The organism is Flavobacterium flavipallidum, assembly GCF_038289905.1.
Lineage (GTDB): Bacteria > Bacteroidota > Bacteroidia > Flavobacteriales > Flavobacteriaceae > Flavobacterium > Flavobacterium flavipallidum.
In genome coordinates, this window is the sequence record NZ_JBBYHU010000038.1 from 1 (window position 1) to 18,633 (window position 18,633).

The 18,633-nt window shown below is 31.3% G+C and carries 21 protein-coding genes; 9 read left to right on the forward strand and 12 right to left on the reverse strand.

Features of this window, described 5'->3' with window-relative positions:
• The first annotated feature begins 2 nt into the window (after positions 1 to 2).
• Positions 3 to 89, forward strand: a complete 87-nt coding sequence (locus tag AAEO59_RS16390; protein WP_407934929.1) for an IS3 family transposase — start codon at positions 3 to 5, stop codon at positions 87 to 89.
• 72 nt (positions 90 to 161) lie between these two features.
• Here AAEO59_RS16390 and AAEO59_RS14440 read toward each other — a convergent pair whose 3' ends face one another.
• On the reverse strand, positions 162 to 677 hold the full coding sequence (locus AAEO59_RS14440) for a DUF2892 domain-containing protein (RefSeq protein ID WP_341701458.1): 516 nt from the start codon (positions 675 to 677) through the stop codon (positions 162 to 164).
• A gap of 168 nt (positions 678 to 845) precedes the next feature.
• On the opposite strand from AAEO59_RS14440, the gene rpmH reads away from it, so the two are divergent.
• From rpmH to AAEO59_RS14455, 3 genes are all read left to right on the forward strand, one after another.
• Entirely contained in the window at positions 846 to 1,007 is a 162-nt protein-coding gene (gene rpmH / locus AAEO59_RS14445) for a 50S ribosomal protein L34 (protein ID WP_008464848.1), read from the forward strand.
• A gap of 164 nt (positions 1,008 to 1,171) precedes the next feature.
• A complete protein-coding gene (gene carB, locus AAEO59_RS14450) occupies positions 1,172 to 4,027 on the forward strand; it encodes a carbamoyl-phosphate synthase large subunit (RefSeq protein WP_341701459.1) in 2,856 nt (951 codons plus the stop codon).
• 243 nt (positions 4,028 to 4,270) lie between these two features.
• Entirely contained in the window at positions 4,271 to 4,717 is a 447-nt protein-coding gene (locus AAEO59_RS14455; protein WP_341701491.1) for a GNAT family N-acetyltransferase, read from the forward strand.
• Positions 4,718 to 4,973: 256 nt separating this feature from the next.
• Here the strand turns inward: AAEO59_RS14455 and AAEO59_RS14460 are convergent, their stop codons facing one another.
• From AAEO59_RS14460 to AAEO59_RS14475, 4 genes are all read right to left on the reverse strand, one after another.
• Positions 4,974 to 5,594, reverse strand: coding sequence for a hypothetical protein (locus AAEO59_RS14460; RefSeq protein ID WP_341701460.1), 621 nt, complete (start codon positions 5,592 to 5,594; stop codon positions 4,974 to 4,976).
• Positions 5,595 to 5,679: 85 nt separating this feature from the next.
• Entirely contained in the window at positions 5,680 to 6,345 is a 666-nt protein-coding gene (locus tag AAEO59_RS14465; RefSeq protein ID WP_341701461.1) for a TIGR02117 family protein, read from the reverse strand.
• 138 nt (positions 6,346 to 6,483) lie between these two features.
• Positions 6,484 to 8,454 carry a KUP/HAK/KT family potassium transporter gene (locus AAEO59_RS14470; protein WP_341701462.1) on the reverse strand — a complete coding sequence of 657 codons (1,971 nt, stop codon included), beginning with the start codon at positions 8,452 to 8,454 and terminating at the stop codon, positions 6,484 to 6,486.
• A 118-nt stretch (positions 8,455 to 8,572) separates the two neighbouring features.
• Positions 8,573 to 9,835: a hypothetical protein gene (locus tag AAEO59_RS14475; protein WP_341701463.1), complete on the reverse strand. Its 1,263-nt coding sequence runs from the start codon at positions 9,833 to 9,835 to the stop codon at positions 8,573 to 8,575.
• A 114-nt stretch (positions 9,836 to 9,949) separates the two neighbouring features.
• Between AAEO59_RS14475 and AAEO59_RS14480 the strand changes: the two genes are divergently transcribed.
• Complete coding sequence (locus AAEO59_RS14480) at positions 9,950 to 11,017, forward strand: sialidase family protein (RefSeq protein ID WP_341701464.1); 1,068 nt, start codon at positions 9,950 to 9,952, stop codon at positions 11,015 to 11,017.
• A gap of 42 nt (positions 11,018 to 11,059) precedes the next feature.
• On the opposite strand, the gene AAEO59_RS14485 is transcribed toward AAEO59_RS14480, so the two are convergent.
• From AAEO59_RS14485 to AAEO59_RS14505, 5 genes are all read right to left on the reverse strand, one after another.
• Positions 11,060 to 11,518, reverse strand: coding sequence for a sensor of ECF-type sigma factor (locus tag AAEO59_RS14485; RefSeq protein ID WP_341701465.1), 459 nt, complete (start codon positions 11,516 to 11,518; stop codon positions 11,060 to 11,062).
• A gap of 20 nt (positions 11,519 to 11,538) precedes the next feature.
• Positions 11,539 to 11,955: a hypothetical protein gene (locus AAEO59_RS14490; RefSeq protein ID WP_341701466.1), complete on the reverse strand. Its 417-nt coding sequence runs from the start codon at positions 11,953 to 11,955 to the stop codon at positions 11,539 to 11,541.
• A 33-nt stretch (positions 11,956 to 11,988) separates the two neighbouring features.
• Entirely contained in the window at positions 11,989 to 12,531 is a 543-nt protein-coding gene (locus AAEO59_RS14495) for an RNA polymerase sigma factor (RefSeq protein ID WP_341701467.1), read from the reverse strand.
• A 59-nt stretch (positions 12,532 to 12,590) separates the two neighbouring features.
• The gene (locus tag AAEO59_RS14500) at positions 12,591 to 13,697 is read right to left on the reverse strand and encodes an SRPBCC family protein (protein WP_341701468.1); all 1,107 of its coding nucleotides are present in this window, start codon (positions 13,695 to 13,697) and stop codon (positions 12,591 to 12,593) included.
• A gap of 235 nt (positions 13,698 to 13,932) precedes the next feature.
• The gene (locus AAEO59_RS14505; protein ID WP_341701469.1) at positions 13,933 to 14,121 is read right to left on the reverse strand and encodes a hypothetical protein; all 189 of its coding nucleotides are present in this window, start codon (positions 14,119 to 14,121) and stop codon (positions 13,933 to 13,935) included.
• A gap of 81 nt (positions 14,122 to 14,202) precedes the next feature.
• Between AAEO59_RS14505 and AAEO59_RS14510 the strand changes: the two genes are divergently transcribed.
• Positions 14,203 to 14,592 carry a nucleoside triphosphate pyrophosphohydrolase family protein gene (locus AAEO59_RS14510; protein WP_341701470.1) on the forward strand — a complete coding sequence of 130 codons (390 nt, stop codon included), beginning with the start codon at positions 14,203 to 14,205 and terminating at the stop codon, positions 14,590 to 14,592.
• Positions 14,593 to 14,657: 65 nt separating this feature from the next.
• On the opposite strand, the gene AAEO59_RS14515 is transcribed toward AAEO59_RS14510, so the two are convergent.
• Entirely contained in the window at positions 14,658 to 15,725 is a 1,068-nt protein-coding gene (locus tag AAEO59_RS14515; RefSeq protein ID WP_341701471.1) for a branched-chain amino acid aminotransferase, read from the reverse strand.
• 285 nt (positions 15,726 to 16,010) lie between these two features.
• Here AAEO59_RS14515 and mnmD point away from each other — a divergent pair, with 285 nt between their 5' ends.
• The 3 genes from mnmD (at position 16,011) to AAEO59_RS14530 (ending at position 17,429) form a co-directional block, all read left to right on the forward strand.
• On the forward strand, positions 16,011 to 16,670 hold the full coding sequence (gene mnmD, locus AAEO59_RS14520; protein WP_341701472.1) for a tRNA (5-methylaminomethyl-2-thiouridine)(34)-methyltransferase MnmD: 660 nt from the start codon (positions 16,011 to 16,013) through the stop codon (positions 16,668 to 16,670).
• Between the two features lie 142 nt (positions 16,671 to 16,812).
• Complete coding sequence (locus tag AAEO59_RS14525; RefSeq protein WP_341701473.1) at positions 16,813 to 17,010, forward strand: hypothetical protein; 198 nt, start codon at positions 16,813 to 16,815, stop codon at positions 17,008 to 17,010.
• A 218-nt stretch (positions 17,011 to 17,228) separates the two neighbouring features.
• Positions 17,229 to 17,429 carry a hypothetical protein gene (locus AAEO59_RS14530; protein ID WP_341701474.1) on the forward strand — a complete coding sequence of 67 codons (201 nt, stop codon included), beginning with the start codon at positions 17,229 to 17,231 and terminating at the stop codon, positions 17,427 to 17,429.
• Between the two features lie 30 nt (positions 17,430 to 17,459).
• Here the strand turns inward: AAEO59_RS14530 and AAEO59_RS14535 are convergent, their stop codons facing one another.
• Positions 17,460 to 18,401, reverse strand: coding sequence for a hydrogen peroxide-inducible genes activator (locus AAEO59_RS14535; RefSeq protein WP_341701475.1), 942 nt, complete (start codon positions 18,399 to 18,401; stop codon positions 17,460 to 17,462).
• Positions 18,402 to 18,633: the final 232 nt, after the last annotated feature.

Consider the following 18,633-nt stretch of genomic DNA (forward strand, 5'->3'; position numbering starts at 1 on the left):
ATATAGATTACTATAATAATGAGAGAATAAAACTTAATCTAAAAGGAATGAGCCCGATACAATATCGAGCTCATTATTATCAAATTTAATTATAAATTCGTCTAAACTTTTGGGTGCAGTCTATTTTAAAGGAAGACGGTTTTTTTTATGATTTTGAAAAATTATATTTTTTTCATTTGTTCTTTCATCATGTTGATTTGGTCTTTCAACATTCCTTGTTTGTCAAGTTTTTTTACTTCGGCAATTAAATTTGTTGCTTCAATTTTTCTTCTTCTTGATAAAGCGATTCCAGCTAAGTTTAATTTGGCTACAGCCAAATCCATATCCATTGATAATCCTAATTCGATGGCTTTCTTGAAATATTTCTCAGATTGATTGATATTTGTTTGCGAAAGCATAATTCCGTGAAGGTAGTTAAAGTAACCTTGTTGTTTTCGGGTTAAGGCTGCTTCAGGGTTTTTGATGTGTGAAAGCCATTTTTGAGCGCCTTGAAAGTCTTGTTTTCTTAATTTTAAAAAAGATAATAAGATATATTCATTTCTGTAATAAAGAAAAACGGGAATTGCGGTAAGTAATAATAAAAAGATTCCGTTTCCAATATTGTTTTCAGTAAATTGCCAAATGCTTGTAATTACGATAAGTCCGGCGATAATAAGTTTGATATTCTTGTTTAACATGATGGGTATATAATTTGTGATTGCAAAGATAGTAAAAGGAATTAAAAATATTTTTATAAAACTTCTTGCCAGAAAAAAAAGTCTTCGTATATTTGCACTCGGTTTTGAAATAACCACTATTAGAGAACAAAAAAGATACATATAAATAAGATTTAAAGATACAAAGCAATGAGCAAGAGAACGTTTCAACCATCGAAAAGAAAAAGAAGAAATAAACACGGATTTATGGACAGAATGGCTTCTGCAAATGGAAGAAAAGTTCTTGCGCGTAGAAGAGCTAAAGGAAGACATAAATTAACTGTTTCTAGCGAGCCTAGACACAAAAAATAATGTTTGTATGAACATAAATAAGGGCGTTACTTTTTTTAGTATCGCCCTTTTTTATACCTTCTCTGAATTAAAACTCAAAATTAAGATTTATAAGGGTTTACAAAATTTAAATCTTATATAATGAGTGTGAACAAAAAACTTGAAAAAACAATAATTACATCATAATGCCAAAAGACACTTCAATCAAATCAGTTTTAATTATAGGTTCAGGTCCTATCGTTATTGGTCAAGCTTGCGAATTCGATTATGCAGGATCACAATCAGCTCGTTCTATTCGTGAAGAAGGAATCGAGGTTATTCTTATCAATTCGAACCCTGCTACAATTATGACCGACCCATCTATGGCGGATCATATCTACTTGAAGCCTTTAACGACTAAATCGATCATTGAAATTTTAAAAGAACATCCACAAATTGATGCTGTATTGCCTACAATGGGAGGTCAAACTGCTCTTAACCTTTGTTTGGAAGCTCAGGAAAAAGGAATTTGGGATGATTTTGGTGTAAAAATGATTGGGGTTGATGTAAATGCGATCAACATTACTGAGGATAGAGATCAGTTTAAAGCCCTTTTGAAAAAAATTAATGTACCAACAGCTCCTGCTGAAATTTGTACTTCTTATTTAAGAGGTAAAGAAATTGCTCAGGAATTTGGTTTTCCATTAGTTATTCGTCCTTCGTTTACACTAGGAGGAACTGGAGCTTCTATCGTATACAAACCGGAAGATTTTGACAGATTGTTAACTGCGGGTCTTGAGGCTTCTCCAATTCACGAAGTATTAATCGATAAAGCTTTGATGGGATGGAAAGAATACGAATTAGAGCTTTTAAGAGATAAAAATGATAATGTTGTAATTATTTGTTCTATCGAAAATATGGACCCAATGGGAATCCATACAGGAGATTCGATTACGGTAGCTCCTGCGATGACATTGTCAGATACTACTTTCCAAAAATTACGTGATTATGCTATCTTAATGATGCGTAGTATTGGAAACTTTGCCGGAGGATGTAACGTACAGTTTGCAGTATCTCCGGATGAAAAAGAAGATATTGTTGCTATCGAAATTAACCCACGTGTATCTCGTTCTTCTGCATTGGCATCAAAAGCTACGGGATATCCAATTGCTAAAATTGCTTCAAAATTAGCTTTAGGGTATAACTTAGATGAATTGCAAAACCAAATTACAAAATCAACTTCAGCTTTATTTGAGCCTACTTTAGATTATGTAATCGTTAAAATACCGCGTTGGAACTTTGATAAATTCGAAGGATCTGACAGAACTTTAGGGCTACAAATGAAGTCAGTAGGAGAGGTTATGGGTATTGGACGTTCGTTCCAAGAAGCATTACATAAAGCGACTCAATCCTTAGAAATTAAACGTAATGGTTTAGGAGCTGACGGAAAAGGATATACCAATTACGAGCAAATCATTGAAAAACTGACTTATGCAAGTTGGGATCGTGTATTCGTAATTTACGATGCAATTGCCATGGGAATTCCTTTGAGCAGAATTCACGAAATCACTAAAATCGATATGTGGTTCCTGAAACAATATGAGGAATTGTTCATCTTAGAGAAAGAAATTTCTAAATATACAGTAGCTACTTTACCAAAAGAATTTTTATTGGAAGCAAAACAAAAAGGTTTTGCCGACAGACAAATTGCCCACATGATGGGATGTATGGAAAGTGAAGTACATGCGCTACGTATGGAAATGAAAATCAACCGTGTATTCAAATTGGTAGATACTTGTGCGGCTGAGTTTAAAGCGAAAACACCTTACTATTATTCAACGTTTGAGGCTGAAATTGAAAAAGCGGATGGAACTCGTTTCGTTGACAATGAAAGTATTGTAACAGATAAAAAGAAAGTAATTGTATTGGGTTCCGGACCAAACCGTATCGGGCAAGGAATCGAGTTTGATTACTCTTGTGTTCACGGAGTTTTAGCTTCTAAAGAATGTGGATACGAAACAATTATGATTAACTGTAACCCTGAAACAGTTTCTACGGATTTTGATACAGCGGATAAATTATATTTCGAGCCAGTATTCTGGGAGCATATTTATGACATTATCCAACACGAAAAACCAGAAGGTGTAATCGTACAGTTAGGTGGTCAAACAGCACTTAAATTAGCTGAGAAATTATCTAAATACGGTGTAAAAATCATCGGAACTAGTTTTGATGCACTAGATTTAGCTGAAGATAGAGGGCGTTTCTCTGATTTATTGACTGAGTTGAAAATTCCTTTCCCGAAATTCGGAATTGCAGAAAGCGCTGATGAAGCTTCTAAATTAGCGGATTCATTAGATTTCCCATTATTAGTACGTCCTTCTTATGTATTAGGAGGTCAGGGAATGAAAATTGTAATTAACAAACAAGAATTAGAAGAGCACGTAATTGACTTATTGAAAGCTATCCCTGGAAATAAATTATTATTAGACCACTATTTAGATGGTGCTATCGAGGCTGAGGCTGATGCCATTTGTGATGCTGATGGAAATGTATACATCATCGGAATTATGGAGCATATCGAGCCTTGTGGAGTACACTCAGGAGATTCTAATGCTACATTGCCACCGTTTAACTTAGGTGAATTTGTAATGCAACAAATTAAAGATCATACTAAGAAAATCGCGGTAGCTTTGAAAACCGTAGGTTTAATCAATATCCAGTTTGCTATCAAAGACGATACTGTTTACATTATCGAAGCAAATCCAAGAGCTTCTCGTACGGTTCCTTTTATTGCAAAAGCATATGGTGAGCCTTATGTAAACTACGCTACAAAAGTAATGTTAGGAGAGAAAAAAGTAACCGATTTTGATTTTAATCCACAATTAAACGGATATGCTATCAAACAACCGGTATTCTCTTTCAGTAAGTTCCCTAATGTAAACAAAGCTTTAGGACCTGAAATGAAATCTACTGGAGAAAGCATCTTGTTTATTGATGACTTGAAAGACGATCAATTCTACGAATTGTACTCAAGAAGAAAAATGTATTTGAGTAAATAATAATTCAAATCATGATATAAAAATATGGCTGTCCCACAAAGGCAGCCTATTTTTTTATCTTTTTTCTAACCTCAAACTTGTCATCCTGACGAAGGAAGAATTTCATTCAGTAACTCGGAACGTAGGTCATTTTGCCAACTCGCTTACAGTTGTAGCAGGCAAGAAGGACTCGTTTCACTATTACTATTAATTGCAAAGTGTTATTTTTGGTTTTTAATACAATAACTTAAGATGAGCAACAACATGGAAATAGTTTGGCATATAAAAACTTTTGAAGCATTAACGGTAAACGAACTTTATGCGCTTTTAAAATTGCGTTCGGAGGTTTTTGTGGTGGAACAAAATTGTGTGTATTTGGACATTGACGGTAAGGATCCATTGGCACTGCATTTGTTTGGAGAATTTGAAAACCAGATAGTTGCTTACACAAGACTATTTAAACCTGGAATATCCTATGATTCGGCTTCAATTGGCAGAGTTGTAGTAGCCTCAGATTATCGCAATAAAAAATGGGGAAAGGATTTAATGCTGCAATCCATTTTGGCTATAGAGAATCACTTTGGTGTAGCCCAAATTACCATTAGTGCTCAATTATATCTTAAAAAATTCTATGAATTACTTGGATTTGTTCAATCCAGCGAAATGTATTTGGAGGATGATATTCCTCATATCAAAATGATTAGAGGGTAACTTTTTGTAAAACTAATGATTGGTTTATTGGGTTGTTGCGGAAGGTTTCTGAACGTAGCAAACTCAGCTAGTTACTCAATAAACTAGCTAATTGAATCGGGTATGGATTGCAAATCGGCGCTATCTGAATAATAGATTAAGTAGTATTTTCTAAATTTAACTTAAAATCAAATATTTTATCTTGAGAATAGTATAAGTTAATGTTGAATGTTACAAATTCAAAAAATATTTTGTTCATCATTGTTCTAAAATATGCTTATTCGAAATTAAGTGTTGCTATTTTTTGATTTCCGTAATATAAAACACCGTTGTTCTCTTCTTTTGGAAAGGGAAAAAAGAATACAATTTTTTTAGATTTAAACTTTTTGGGTTTATAGTAGATAATATGAAGTTCTGGTTTTTTGTTACTTCCGTAGTTTATAGGTATTTCTAATGAGTAGAAGTCTTCAAAATTATAACTCTCAAAAGAGTCAGTTATAGAAGGGTCATAAGTTAAAATTGAATGTTTTGGGTTGAAAGAGTGATTTTTTTTAGTTAAAATACCAAAATTAGTATATGCTGAAAAATTTTGATAAGAAATATCCATTGCTCGAATTTTAAGTTTGTTTACTGTATCAAGCAATATAAATTTGTTTACATCAAATTCCTTTTTATTCTTGTCAACGGATGACATATCTATTTTGATAAAAACTGTTTTAAGTTTGTCAGATTGTAATATTTTCAATGTCGATAATTGAATTTTTTTAAGTTTTCTGGCAGCTAATATTTCTATACTAAATTCTTTGTCTGTAGTTTGTATTACTTGGCAAAAAGAAGAAAAACTAATTAGAAAAAATATCACTAATACGTAAAATTGTTTATTTTTTGTTTTTAACATTTCGATCGGTTATATTATTGTTAATTTGTTTCGTTTTATCTTTTCTCAAATATAGAAAATAAAACTTACAAATATAGTCTTGAGTTTATTTGTATTTAGAAAAAATTCCTGTATCAGTGGCTGTCCAAAAGCAGCATTTTTGTCCGCAGGCTTTTAAACCGTTATTAGCCCAAGTATTACAGGTTTTGAAAATGCTGTAACTACCAGTGGCTTCATAAAACGCATCTGTTTTTCCGTAATTGGCATTTGTTTTTATAGCTAAAAAATTTCCGGAAGCATCCTTTTGAAGGCTTTTTGTAATATAAGTAATTAAGCGATTGTATTGCTCTTTGCTAATTTGCATTGCTTTACAGTCTTCGCCCAATTTCAACTTTTTATAATAAGTAGCGTGTATGGCGGTGGTGCTTAAACCGGATGCCGCTTTAAATGCTACTGAGGCCTTTAAATCAGACCATTCGGGTGTTTCCAGATAAAAACCTTTATCTCCCCATCCCATTGCTATGTATTGGTAGGTGGAGTCGGCTGCAATAGTGTTTTTATACTGAATTTGTTTACTCCAATCAATTTGATCGGTTTTTGTAGGCATTACAATATCGGTATGCACTCCATTTGTCAGAATGTAAATCTCTACTTCGGGCTTTGTGTGCTGTTCTTTATCAATAGTTATTTTTGAAAGAAAGTAAGCAGCTAAGATGTAGCATAAAATGAATCCTAAAAGGTATGCAAATGTTTTTAAAATGAATTTCAGCAATTTTTCAAACTTTTATTTTTAGTGTTTTTTCTTTCAAATATAAAAATATTTTTGGCTTTAAAATTTAAATCAGGATAAAAAAAACGACTGAAAATAATAACTATTTTCAGTCGTTTTTTTATAAGGGTCTAAAAGATTCTACAAATGTACTTCTCTTGCTGCTAAACGCGTTAAGTCCATGTTTTCAGGTGTGTGAATTACCATAGGGAACTTTTCAATTTTTACAGAACTACTATCTAATCCAAAAGCACTTTCTTCAGATAAACTCATTTTCTTGATAAAGAAGTACGAATTCATGATGATGTTTTCATGCCATTTTAAATCATTATCATTGGATAAGTATTTTTCAGAAAGCACGAATTTAAAATCACCGATGATGTTGTTTTTATTTAAGGATTCATAACGGCTTCTCACGTCTACTTCTCCTTTTTTAACCATGTCTTTAATTACTTCTTTGAACATTAAGTTGATTTTAGTAGGTTCTCTAAACCCAAGATTAAAATCTACTCGGTACAAATCGTCCTTAAGAATTTCGGTTACTCGATATTCAGTTTTGTAGGGTTCGGTTAAGATATTTACGTGAACAAACCAATAAATGTCGGCTCTTTTTGGTCTTTTTTGCAAAATTGAATACATTACTTTTTCTTCAATTTCATCCACTCTGCCAGCATTAGTCATATAAACTAAGTGAGTAGCGTATTTTGGGATACTTAAATCTACACTTAACTCGCTAAGCACTTTTACATAATCTTGTACTTTTACAATTTTAGTATAGTTTTTGGTAATTTTCTTAGCAGAGAACCATATTGACATTATGGTAATTAAAAGTATTGCAATTATTAAAGTTACATAACCTCCATCGGTAAATTTAGTGATGTTTGCTGCTAAGAAGCTAAGTTCAATTATAAGATATATCGTAATTAATGGAACCATAAAGTACAATTTTACTCTTTTCATAATTAAATAAAAATTAAGTAAAATAGTAGTCATGATCATACATAGAATGATAGCTAATCCATATGCATGTTCCATGTTACTAGACTCTTTAAAATGTAGAACAATTCCCACGCATCCTATGAATAATAGCCAGTTGATTGAAGGAATGTATAATTGTCCTTGTAATTCGGTTGGGTAATTAATTTTTACTTTTGGCCAGAAATTTAATCGCATAGCTTCATTTATTAATGTAAATGAACCACTGATCAAGGCTTGAGAAGCAATTACAGCTGCGGTTGTTGCGATAACAATTCCAAATGGTTGGAACCAATCATCCATGATTAAATAAAATGGATTTCCTCCTAAGCTTTCTAATGTTTGTCCTTCATTATTAATTAAGTAAGCTCCTTGTCCAAAATAGTTTAAAACTAAAGTTGCTTTGACAAAAATCCAGCTGATTCTAATGTTTTTTCTACCACAGTGTCCCATGTCAGAATACAAAGCTTCGGCACCAGTAGTACATAAGAATACAAAACCTAAAACAAAAAATCCGTCAGGGTGAATGGTTAATAAGTGGTAAGCATAATAAGGATTAAAAGCCTTGAAAACATCCGGATGTTTAATTATTTGTATAATTCCTAATATACCTAGCATGCTGAACCAAATAAACATCATTGGTGCGAAAAATTTACCAACGAGTTTTGTACCAAATTGCTGTATGGTAAAGAGAATAAACAAAATTCCAATTACAATAGGAACAGTGTTTATCTCTGGATAATAGGTGCGAATTCCTTCTACAGCCGAAGAAACAGAAACGGGTGGTGTAATAATTCCATCAGCTAATAAGGCACTACCTCCGATAATAGCCGGAACTATAAGCCATTTAATTTTTGTTTTTTTTACTAAAGCATAAAGAGCAAAAATACCCCCTTCACCATGGTTATCTGCATTTAGGGTGATAACTACATATTTTAGTGTAGTTTGTAACGTCAAAGTCCAAAATACAGCCGAAATTCCACCTAAAACTACTTCGGCATTAATAGTGTGGTCTCCTAAAATGGCTTTCATTACATACAGAGGAGATGTTCCAATATCACCATATATAATTCCTAAAGTAATTAATAAACCTCCAAGGGTTAATTTGCTGTGTAAATTTTTATGTGATGCGCTCATTTATAATTTTGTAAAGGCTTCAAATTTACTGATTTTTATATAAATGAAAAGCGAAATCTTCAAAAAACGAAAAAACACGACCAAAGGATCGTGTTTTTAATAATTGCTTTATATTTTGTTAAATTCTTCTAGTGTTACCACGTTCAGAACCATTGTTTTCACCTCGATTAAAGCTTCTGCTTCTGCCTGCTTCTGATCTTTGCGGAGCAGCAGATTCGGGTCTTGAGTAGCTTCCCCTGTTGGAAGAATTACCTCTGTTATTTTCTACTCTAGGAGTACTGTTTTCTTGTCTTGGAGTATATTGTCTCTGGTTTTGATTAGGAGTATTTGATCCAAATCTAGAATGCTGTCCTTGGTTTTGATTGTAGTCTCTGCTAGGCGCTTTTTCAGAAGAATTTATTCTCGAATTATTATTGTTGTTTTGCGAATAACCTCTTGAAGGCGTGTATTGTCTCGAATTTGATGAGTTAGAGTTGTTATTGTTAAAATCTTTAGTATTTGATCTAGGATTGGAGTAAACACGAGAGCTATTATTTCTATTTGAAGAATAATCTCTTTGTGGTTCTCTTCTTGTTGAATTGTTGTTATAATTATATTGACGACCTACACCAGCACTGTTAGAAGAATAATTTCTACTGTAGTTTCTTCTTTGGTCTAATTCATAACGATTTGAATAGTTACTGTATCTTCTTGTAAAGGCGTAATTTGGATAACGTCTTTCATAGGCATTAGAACGTCTTGTGCTATAAAGAGAAACTGCAATTGAGCTACGTCTATAGTTTACATAATTGTAACGATTACTAAAATTTAAGCATAAATTGATGTTACTTCTATATCTGTAAACAGGATATGGATTCCATGCATAGTAATAAGATGGGTAAAAATTCCAATACCAGTTTGAGATATACGGACGGTAATTAGATATCCAAAAAGAGGCATATATCTGCGGAGTGGCATAATATACTGGTTCATAGATATAATTTGGACCATACAAATATTCGTTACCTATAAATTGTACCTGAACACGGTTATTACTTCTTTCAATGTCTATTGACGCTACATCCTGATACACATCACGATCTAATACCGATTGTATGATCACAAGGTGAGTGTTTCGGTCTACGGTTTCAATTACGCGTAAATAATCTACTTCGTTATCATTGTTCAAGTCTAGATTTGAAATTTGAATTTCAGGATCATTTAGACGTCTTTCAAAATCTTCTAAGTTTCGGGAATCTCCAAAAATAGAAGCTACAGCTCTTAAATCAAGGTTGTCACTAATTTCATTACTCATTGCATTTACTGTAGTTCTGTTTTGAGCCTGAATAGGATTGATGAAAAATGATGCTGCTATACCTAAAATTATAATTGTATTTTTCATGATAATTGATATTTACATTCTTAATTGGTTTAATTCAATTACTGTGCCAATAAAATTTTACTAAGTATAATTCTATTGCAATTAGTTGTAAATTAGCTTCAAATTAAAAGTGTTATGGAGATTAAGTCCTTGTTGAAATATTTTTTATTGGTGTTTTTTTGCTCTTTTGGAATGTTTATCCAAAGTCAGAATGTAAAAAATCAAATTTATTTTAAATCATTAAAAATTGATACATTACTTCATGATAATATTAGCATCCGTGCAATTTTAGTAGATAAGAATAAGATTTGGTATGCTGCTAATAATTCAAGATTTGGATTTTTTGATTTGGAAACGAAGTTGAGAACTGAAAATAAAATTGTTAGTGAGAGTTCAGAATTGGAATTTAGAAGTATGGCTCAAAACGGGCAAAATATTTTTCTATTGAGTATTGTTAATCCAGCGTTTTTATATAAGGTTTCTAAAACGACTTTAAAACCAACTTTAGTTTATCAGGAAAATCATGAAAAAGTGTTTTATGATAGTTTTCAATTTTGGAATGACAAAGAAGGGATTGCAATAGGGGATCCTACAGATGGTTTTCTTTCTATTATAATTACCAGAGATGGTGGGTTGAGCTGGAATAAGATACAAGCGGATAAGCTACCGCCATTGGTGGATGGTGAAGCCGCTTTTGCTGCTAGTAATACCAATATTGTTGTTAAAGGGAATCATACTTGGGTGGTTTCTGGAGGGATTAAGTCCAGGGTTTTTTATTCGGCCGATAAAGGAAAAACATGGAGTGTTTTTGCGACACCAATAGTGCAGGGCAAGCAGATGACCGGGATATTTTCAGCCGATTTTTATGATGCTAAAAAGGGTTTTATTTCCGGGGGGGATTATGAAATACCTACACAAAATTTTGGTAATAAAGCGATGACAACAGATGGTGGTAAAACGTGGAATTTAGTAGCTGAACATGCAGGTTTTGGTTTTTCTTCTTGTATCCAATATGTGCCTAAAAGTAAAGGAAAAGGATTAGTGAGTGTAGGAGCAACTGGAATATATTATTCAAATGATGCAGGTGTTAGCTGGAAACAATTAGCAAAGGATCCATCACTTTATACCATTCGTTTTATCGATGCAAATACAGCTGTGGCTGCAGGTAGAAATAAATTAGTACGTATTGAGTTTCTAAAATAAAAAAAGCCATATTTTTCAATATGGCTTGAGTTGTATTATTTATTATTTATTATTTCTTTTACCTCGGTCTCCATATTGATGGAGTAATTTTCGGTAGAAATCATCTTCTGATTTTTTTAATTTTAAAATTTTAACGGCTGGTAAAATTGTTCTTAAGCTTTTAGAGAATTTTTTTCTTAACCAAAATAATTCTTCATCAGCAGCTTCCATTTGGTTAAGTAATAATGCTGCGTCTTTTTCACTTATGCGGTTTAATGCTTCATCGCTCATTCTTCCTTTGAAAGTTCTCATTTTTTCATGTCTTATTTCAAATTGTTTGTTGTCATAAGCATTGTAAAGTGGCCAAAATTTTTCGGCTTCCTGAGAACTAAGGTTTAACTCGGCAGTTAGAAAAGCAACTTTCATAGCTTTTACCTGTTCTTTTTTATCTTTTATATTGTCCTGAGCATAAAAACTACAACTAAATAGTAATAGTAAGGGTAAAATTTTTCTAAGATTCATCTTCTTTTCTGTTTTAGGGATTATTCTAAGATATAGTTTTCTAAATTGTTGTTACTTATTAAAATATCTTCTATTGTTTGGTCTTTTAATTGAATGTCCTGATCTATGTTTTTGATATCTTCTTCATCCAGTACATTTATTAAATCATATTGATTAATGTTAGATTGATAACTTAAATAGTTTTCCAAAGTAATGGTGTCTAATTCGTTTCTTTTATTAGTATTTGTCAATAAAGAAGGAATTGTTAAAGCAAGTATAAAAATTGCAGCTACCAACATTATAATTGATTTCTTTTTTTGAAATAATGATATTGTTTTTGGCTCTTGTTTAGGTAATTCGTTTAGAAAATTATTAGTGAAATTTTCAAAGTAAGTTTCGTCCGGAGTTTTAAATCCAGATTGAATTTTAGGGATGTTATTTAATTTAAATTCTTTCATAATATCAGTTAGACACGAAAACAAGCAAAAGGTTTAATTAGTCGTTAAAAGAGCTTCGATTTTTTTAACAGCATGGTGATAGGAAGCTTTTAAGGCTCCTACAGAGGTTCCCAGTATTTCTGAAATTTCCTCATATTTTAATTCCTCAAAATATTTCATCTTAAAAACCAGTTGTTGTTTTTCCGGAAGTGTTGCAATGGCTTTGTGTAGCGCAATTTGAATGTCATTTCCATCAAAATAGACATCTGATTGTAGGTTGTTTATGGTGTTGTTTTGTAATGTTTCAGATGAAATTCCACTTTTTTTAGCTTTTTGATTTAAAAAGGTTAGGGCCTCATTAGTGGCAATTCGATACATCCATGAAAACAATTTACTTTCACCTTTAAAATTTTTAAGATTTTGAAAAACTTTGATAAATGTATTTTGTAATACGTCATCAGTATCATCATGGTTTAAGACAATGTTTCTGATATGGTTGTATAAAGGTTTTTGATAGGAACGCAACAATTTTTGAAAAGCATCGTTTTGCGTTTTCGGGTTTAATAATTGTTCTATGAATTCCTTTTCTTCCAGCAAAGTTTTTTTGAAGATTAGATTTAAATCGGATTGAAAGGTTTAATTAAGTATCGATTGTTTTAAAATTCAGATGTTTCTTCTGTTTTAGGTTCTTCAGTATTAGTGGTGTTTTCTGGAACAGGATTACTAATTTTTTCTTGCGGGATTACTTTTGGAACAATTGGGATATACACTTCGGTAGTCCATTTAGAAGGGTTTTTTACATCAGTTTTACCAGTTGTGTAAATTTCTAAGAAAGAAAAAATAGGATTTGGAGTTATTTTGTTTTGGTTTAGATAGTTTACAGTTTTATTGTATGCCGTTTTAAGATGCGAATAGTCACCAGTCAGTGTTGTTTTAGCTGATTCAAAAGCATCTAATTTTCCAGCAACCATGTCACTACCTGAACTTAAAAATATGGCGTCACGAATTTCAACTCCAATTGTTATTTTAGTAAGTCCTTTTGGAGTATCATAGGTGTGGTAAATGATAAAAGGTTTTCCGTTAATAGTAATATTGTTTTTTTTGCAAAATGTATTCAGTTTAGGAATAACGATTTTAAAGTTTTTATTCACTTTAGCAATTTCACTCGTAAAAGTTTGACCTATATAGTTTATTAGTGGTTTTTGAACTATTCCGTTTTCTTTAGTACTGAAAGTATTGATTTCATAATCCAAGGCTTTATCTAGGTTTACTAAACTTTTTTCGTAAATTGTACCAATCACTTTATCGACACCACCGTTTAGCGCCGTGTAAATTTTGAAGAAAAAACTCATTTTCCCTTTAGTAATCCAGGTTACTTTTGTTCCTCCAATTGTATCTTTAAAATGCCAAGTTATTTTTGAAGAAGTTCCTTCAAAATCCATTGTTTGGCTAATACTGTCGTTTTCTTTTACAGCAATTGTATGCGTTTCGCCATTACCATCTTTACCTTCCCAAGAAAATGAAGCTCCTTTGCCAATTGTATTTTGAGCGTAATTTAGTTTTATTTCAGAATCTTCAGTGATCCACGAACTAAAGTCACTCCAGTTTCTGTAATCATTAACGTAGTTGTAAACTGAAGATTTGGGAGAATTAATAATCTTACTTCTTTCTACAGAAAAATTTCCTTTTTGGGTTGCTATGAATATGGAAGATGCAACTAGACTAAGCAATAATAGAAGAAAGATATATTTTATAATTCTCATAGTAAATTGATTGATTTCTGTTGTAAAGTTAGAAATTTTATCAATATGCAAGCCTATGAGCTTAAAAATTATAAAATAAGTCGTTGAATTGCTTAATTACGGATAAACTATTGTGAAAACTTAAAAAAACATGAACTTTCTTTGTTTTACAAAATCACGAATAAAGAATTTAAAAGTTTATAAATATTTGTATTCGTGGTAGTTGAAAGGCGGTTTGTTAATCGCTGATTATCTTTTAATGTTTCAGGATAATTTTTATTACAAATAGTAATCCAATGAATACTAAGAACCCAATAAGAATTTTGTAGTTTCCTTTATAAAAAATCTTATGAGTGGCTATGTCTTTTCGGTATGAGAAAATCATAACAATGATAAAAGTGATAAGAAAACAAACTGCAAAAACTAATTGGCCTTGGCTAAACATAATTTGAAAAAATTTATTGCAAAAATAGACAAATGTTTAGGATTAGTTGCTAATTTGCATTTCATTTAATCAATAATAATTATGCAAAAGCAAATTAATTCTGTTAAAGAATTCCATACGGCATTTGGGATAGGACATAGTGAAACTCCTATCGCTGATTTAGGAGAGAGTAAAAAAATACTTCGATACCATTTGATGAAAGAAGAAAACGAAGAGTATCTGGAGGCAGTTAAAAATAATGATTTAATAGAAATTGCTGATGCTTTGGGCGATATGATGTATATTTTGTGTGGGACTATTATTGAACATGGTTTACAGGATAAAATAGAGGCTGTTTTTGATGAAATTCAAAGGAGTAATATGAGTAAACTAGGTGAAGATGGAAGACCTATTTATCGCGAAGATGGTAAGGTAATGAAAGGGCCTAATTATTTTAAACCTGATTTTGCTAAAATTTTTGGAGACTTATAAAGTATTAAATTAAAAAGGGCGTTTTCAAATATTGAAAAACGCCCTTTTTAAATTTTTATGATAAATTAGATTTTTACCGTCCAACCAAATGGGTCTTCAGCTAATTTATGTTGGATATTAGTTAATTTTTCTTTCAATTGTAAAGCAATTGAATTTTCGATTTGAGGCAATTCGAAGTATTCATTTTTATAGGAGAAACCTTTGATAGGGCTTACCACTGCAGCAGTACCAGCTCCGAAAATTTCTTTAAGGCTGCCATTTTTGATTCCTTCAATTAATTCATCAACAAGGATAGAACGTACTTCAATGTTAATTCCTTCTCTTTTTGCCATGTCGATAAGGCTTTTTCGAGTAACTCCGTCAAGAATTCTTTCGCTTGTAGGAGCAGTTATTAAAGTATCGTTGATTCTAAAAAACACATTCATTGTTCCTGCTTCTTCCAGTTTTGTATGTGTAGCATCATCAGTCCAAATCACTTGTTGGAAACCTTCTTTATTTGCTAAAGTAGTCGGGTAGAATTGACCTGCGTAGTTACCACCGGTTTTTGCAGCACCAATACCACCATTTGCAGCTCTACTGTAATGTTCAGCAATTAGTACTTTAACTTCTCCTGAATAATAAGCTTTAGCAGGAGATAAGATAATCATAAATTTATATTCGTCAGAAGGATTAGCAACAACACCAAAACCAGTCGCAATCATAAATGGACGAATGTAAAGTGAGTTTCCTAAACCTTTTTTAATCCAAGCTTCATCTAATTTTAATAATTGATTTAATCCTTCGCTAAACAAATCTTCAGGAACTTCAGGCATAGCCATTCTTACAGCCGAAGTGTTAAAACGTTTGATGTTTTCATCAGGTCTAAAAAGCCAAATGTCATTATTGTCATCTTTGTAGGCTTTCATTCCTTCAAAAATTGTTTGTCCGTAATGGAAAATTCTTGAAGACGGATCCATCAAAAACGGAGCATAAGGTTTAATTGTAGGGTTTTGCCATTCTCCATTTTTAAAATCACATTCAAATAAATGATCAGTAAAAACAGAACCAAAATTTATATTTTCAAAATCTACTTCGTTAATTTTAGTATTAGGTGCTTTTATTATTTCAATTTTGTTGGCTTGAGTTGTACTCATAATAATGTGTTTATTTTTTTGAATGTATCATTAAGCTTTAAAGCGTAATTTCAGTTTTTGATGAAATTAAACTTTATTTCCTGCAAAAATACATAAAAAAGGACAAAATGCTTGCTAAAACTTTACTATTTGTTGCAGTTAAATTTGATTTTCGCACTTATTTAAAATAAAATGGAAAAAGATTAACATTTATATGAAATATGTAATAATTCATTTTTTTTGAAGCTCTGGTTGCTGTTTTTTTAAGTAATTTTGGTTACTGGGATTTTAATAAATGATGAAAAATTGAAAAGAGAAGTAATTCAAACACAAGATGGCTCTACTACAATTCATTTAGAGGAGTGGAATGAGAGTTATCATTCTAAACACGGTGCGATTCAAGAGGCGAAACATGTTTTTATTAAAAATGGATTATCGTTTTTTGAAGATAAAACGATTTCTATTTTAGAAATTGGATTCGGCACTGGTTTAAATGCATTTATTAGTTTTTTAGAAGCACCAGGTTTGAAACAAAAAATTGATTATGTAGGTGTAGAGGCATATCCCGTTGCTGCCGAAGAAATTTTATCAATGAATTATGTTGAAGAGTTGAATGCTCAAAATCAATTTGCGGTTTTCAAGAAAATGCACGAATCGAAATGGAATGAAAAAGTAAAACTGAGTGACGATTTTTCGCTAACTAAAAGACAGCAATTTTTTCAGGAGATTGATGATATTGCACAATTTGACTTGATATATTTTGATGCCTTTGGGTACAGAGTACAGCCTGAATTGTGGAGTACAGTAATTTTTCAAAAAATGTATAACGCTTTGAAAACAAAAGGGGTATTGGTCACTTATGCTGCAAGAGGTGTTGTTAAAAGAAGTATGCTTGAGGTAGGTTTTGATGTTCAAAAACTGGAAGGACCACCTGGTAAAAGAGAAATGTTTAGGGCATTAAAATAGTAATTTGTTAAAATTTAAAGCTATTTTGTTTTAAAATAATAAAAATGAAATTGTAGCGTTAATATTTTGTAATGCTATTAGTAAAAATCTTATTTTTACTTAACATTAAATTAATGTCTAATCTAAAAATTGTTGATCTATTATGTCGAAAGTTATGTTTGATTATACAAAATCAATATTAGAAAGAGTAAGTTTTGATTTAGTACTTTTTAGTAAAGAATTAGAAAAAGCAATAAAAACACTTTTGCCACATGAATTAAAGCAGTTGAAAGAATGGTTAGAGTCATATATTATTGAGAAACCAGAATTGAAACCATCTTTAGTGATAGTAAATATTTAAAAAGGAATCGAAAGATTCCTTTTTTTTTATGCTTTCATTTGTGTTGGGAGTTTGGAGAAAAAACCTTTTGTTTTAAAAAAATAGTTAAATATTTTTAAAATAACAGCTAGGTTTTTAATCTTATTTAGGTGTTTTTTAACTTTTGATTGCTTGTATGTAAGTGGACGTTTTTAGTAATTTACAATAGTTTATTTTAATAACTTAATACCCCAATCAATATGCCTAGAATGATTTATGATTATACGAAGTCAATACTTGAAAGAGTAAGCTTTGCCCCTGATTTATTTGGCAAAGAGTTAAAAAAAGCAGTTAGAAATTTGTTACCACACGAATTGGATCACCTTAGAAACTGGTTGATGTATTTTACCAAAGAAAAGCCAGAATTAAAAAAGTGCCTTGTGGTAATTGAAAAAAATTAAATTAGAGCTAGAGTCAGGATTTTCCTGACTCTATTTTTTTTGTAATGGACTAATAATTTGAACGTTTTGAAATACAATTGCTCCTTTTACAACACCGGCAATAGTACTTCTTAAGGCTTCTATAATTTGAATTTTTAATTCGCTTTTTGGGAAAATCAAACTAACTTCTCTTGCTGGTTTAGGTTCAGAGAAATGACGTAATTTTAATTTGTCAGATTCTTTTAGGTCTAAAGTATGTAAATAAGGAAGAAGTGTTGTTCCTAATCCTTCATCTGCCAGTTTTATTAAGGTTTCAAAACTTCCGCTTTCAATTTGGAAATTATTGTTGTCTGTTCGGGAGTTATTTTTGCAAAGATTAATAATTCCGTCTCTAAAACAGTGTCCGTCTTGTAATAATAGAATTTCATCAATATTTAAGTCGTCGATTGTAATTTCTTTCTTTTGGAAACTATGATGACTTTCTGGAATGTAGGCCACGAAAGGTTCAAAATACAAAACAATTTCTTTTATTTTTTCCTCCATTAAAGGAGTCGCAGCAATTGCAGCGTCCAAATGTCCATTGTTGAGTTTGGTAATTATTTCTTCGGTATTTAACTCTTCGATGATCAGTTTTACCTTTGGATGTTTTTTGATGAAATTATTTAAAAACATAGGTAATAATGTAGGCATGATAGTAGGTATGATGCCTAGTCTGAATTCGCCGCCTATATATCCTTTTTGTTGCTCAACAATATCTTGAATTCTGTCGGCTTCGTTTACAATGTTTTTAGCCTGAGAAACAATTTTTTGACCAATGTCAGTTAATTGGATTGGTTTTTTTGTTCTGTCAAATATTTGAATGTTAAGTTCTTCTTCAATCTTTTGGATTTGCATACTCAGTGTGGGTTGAGTAACAAAACATTTTTCGGCAGCCAATGTAAAATTTTTATATTCGGCTACTGCTAAGACATATTTAAGTTGGGTAATAGTCATAAATAGAGGATTTTGATGCAAATATAAAAACAATCAGTTTAATCTATGATGAATATTCTTTTTAATTATTCTGTATTTCTAGTATCATTCTGTATGATTTAAAGATTAGTGTTTGATTACAAATAAAAATTATAGTCTATGTTTTTCTTTCAGGTGTTAATTTATTAGGAATATTATTGATTGAGGGTGTTGTTTTTTGATTAGTATTTATTATTTTCAAAAAAATATTATA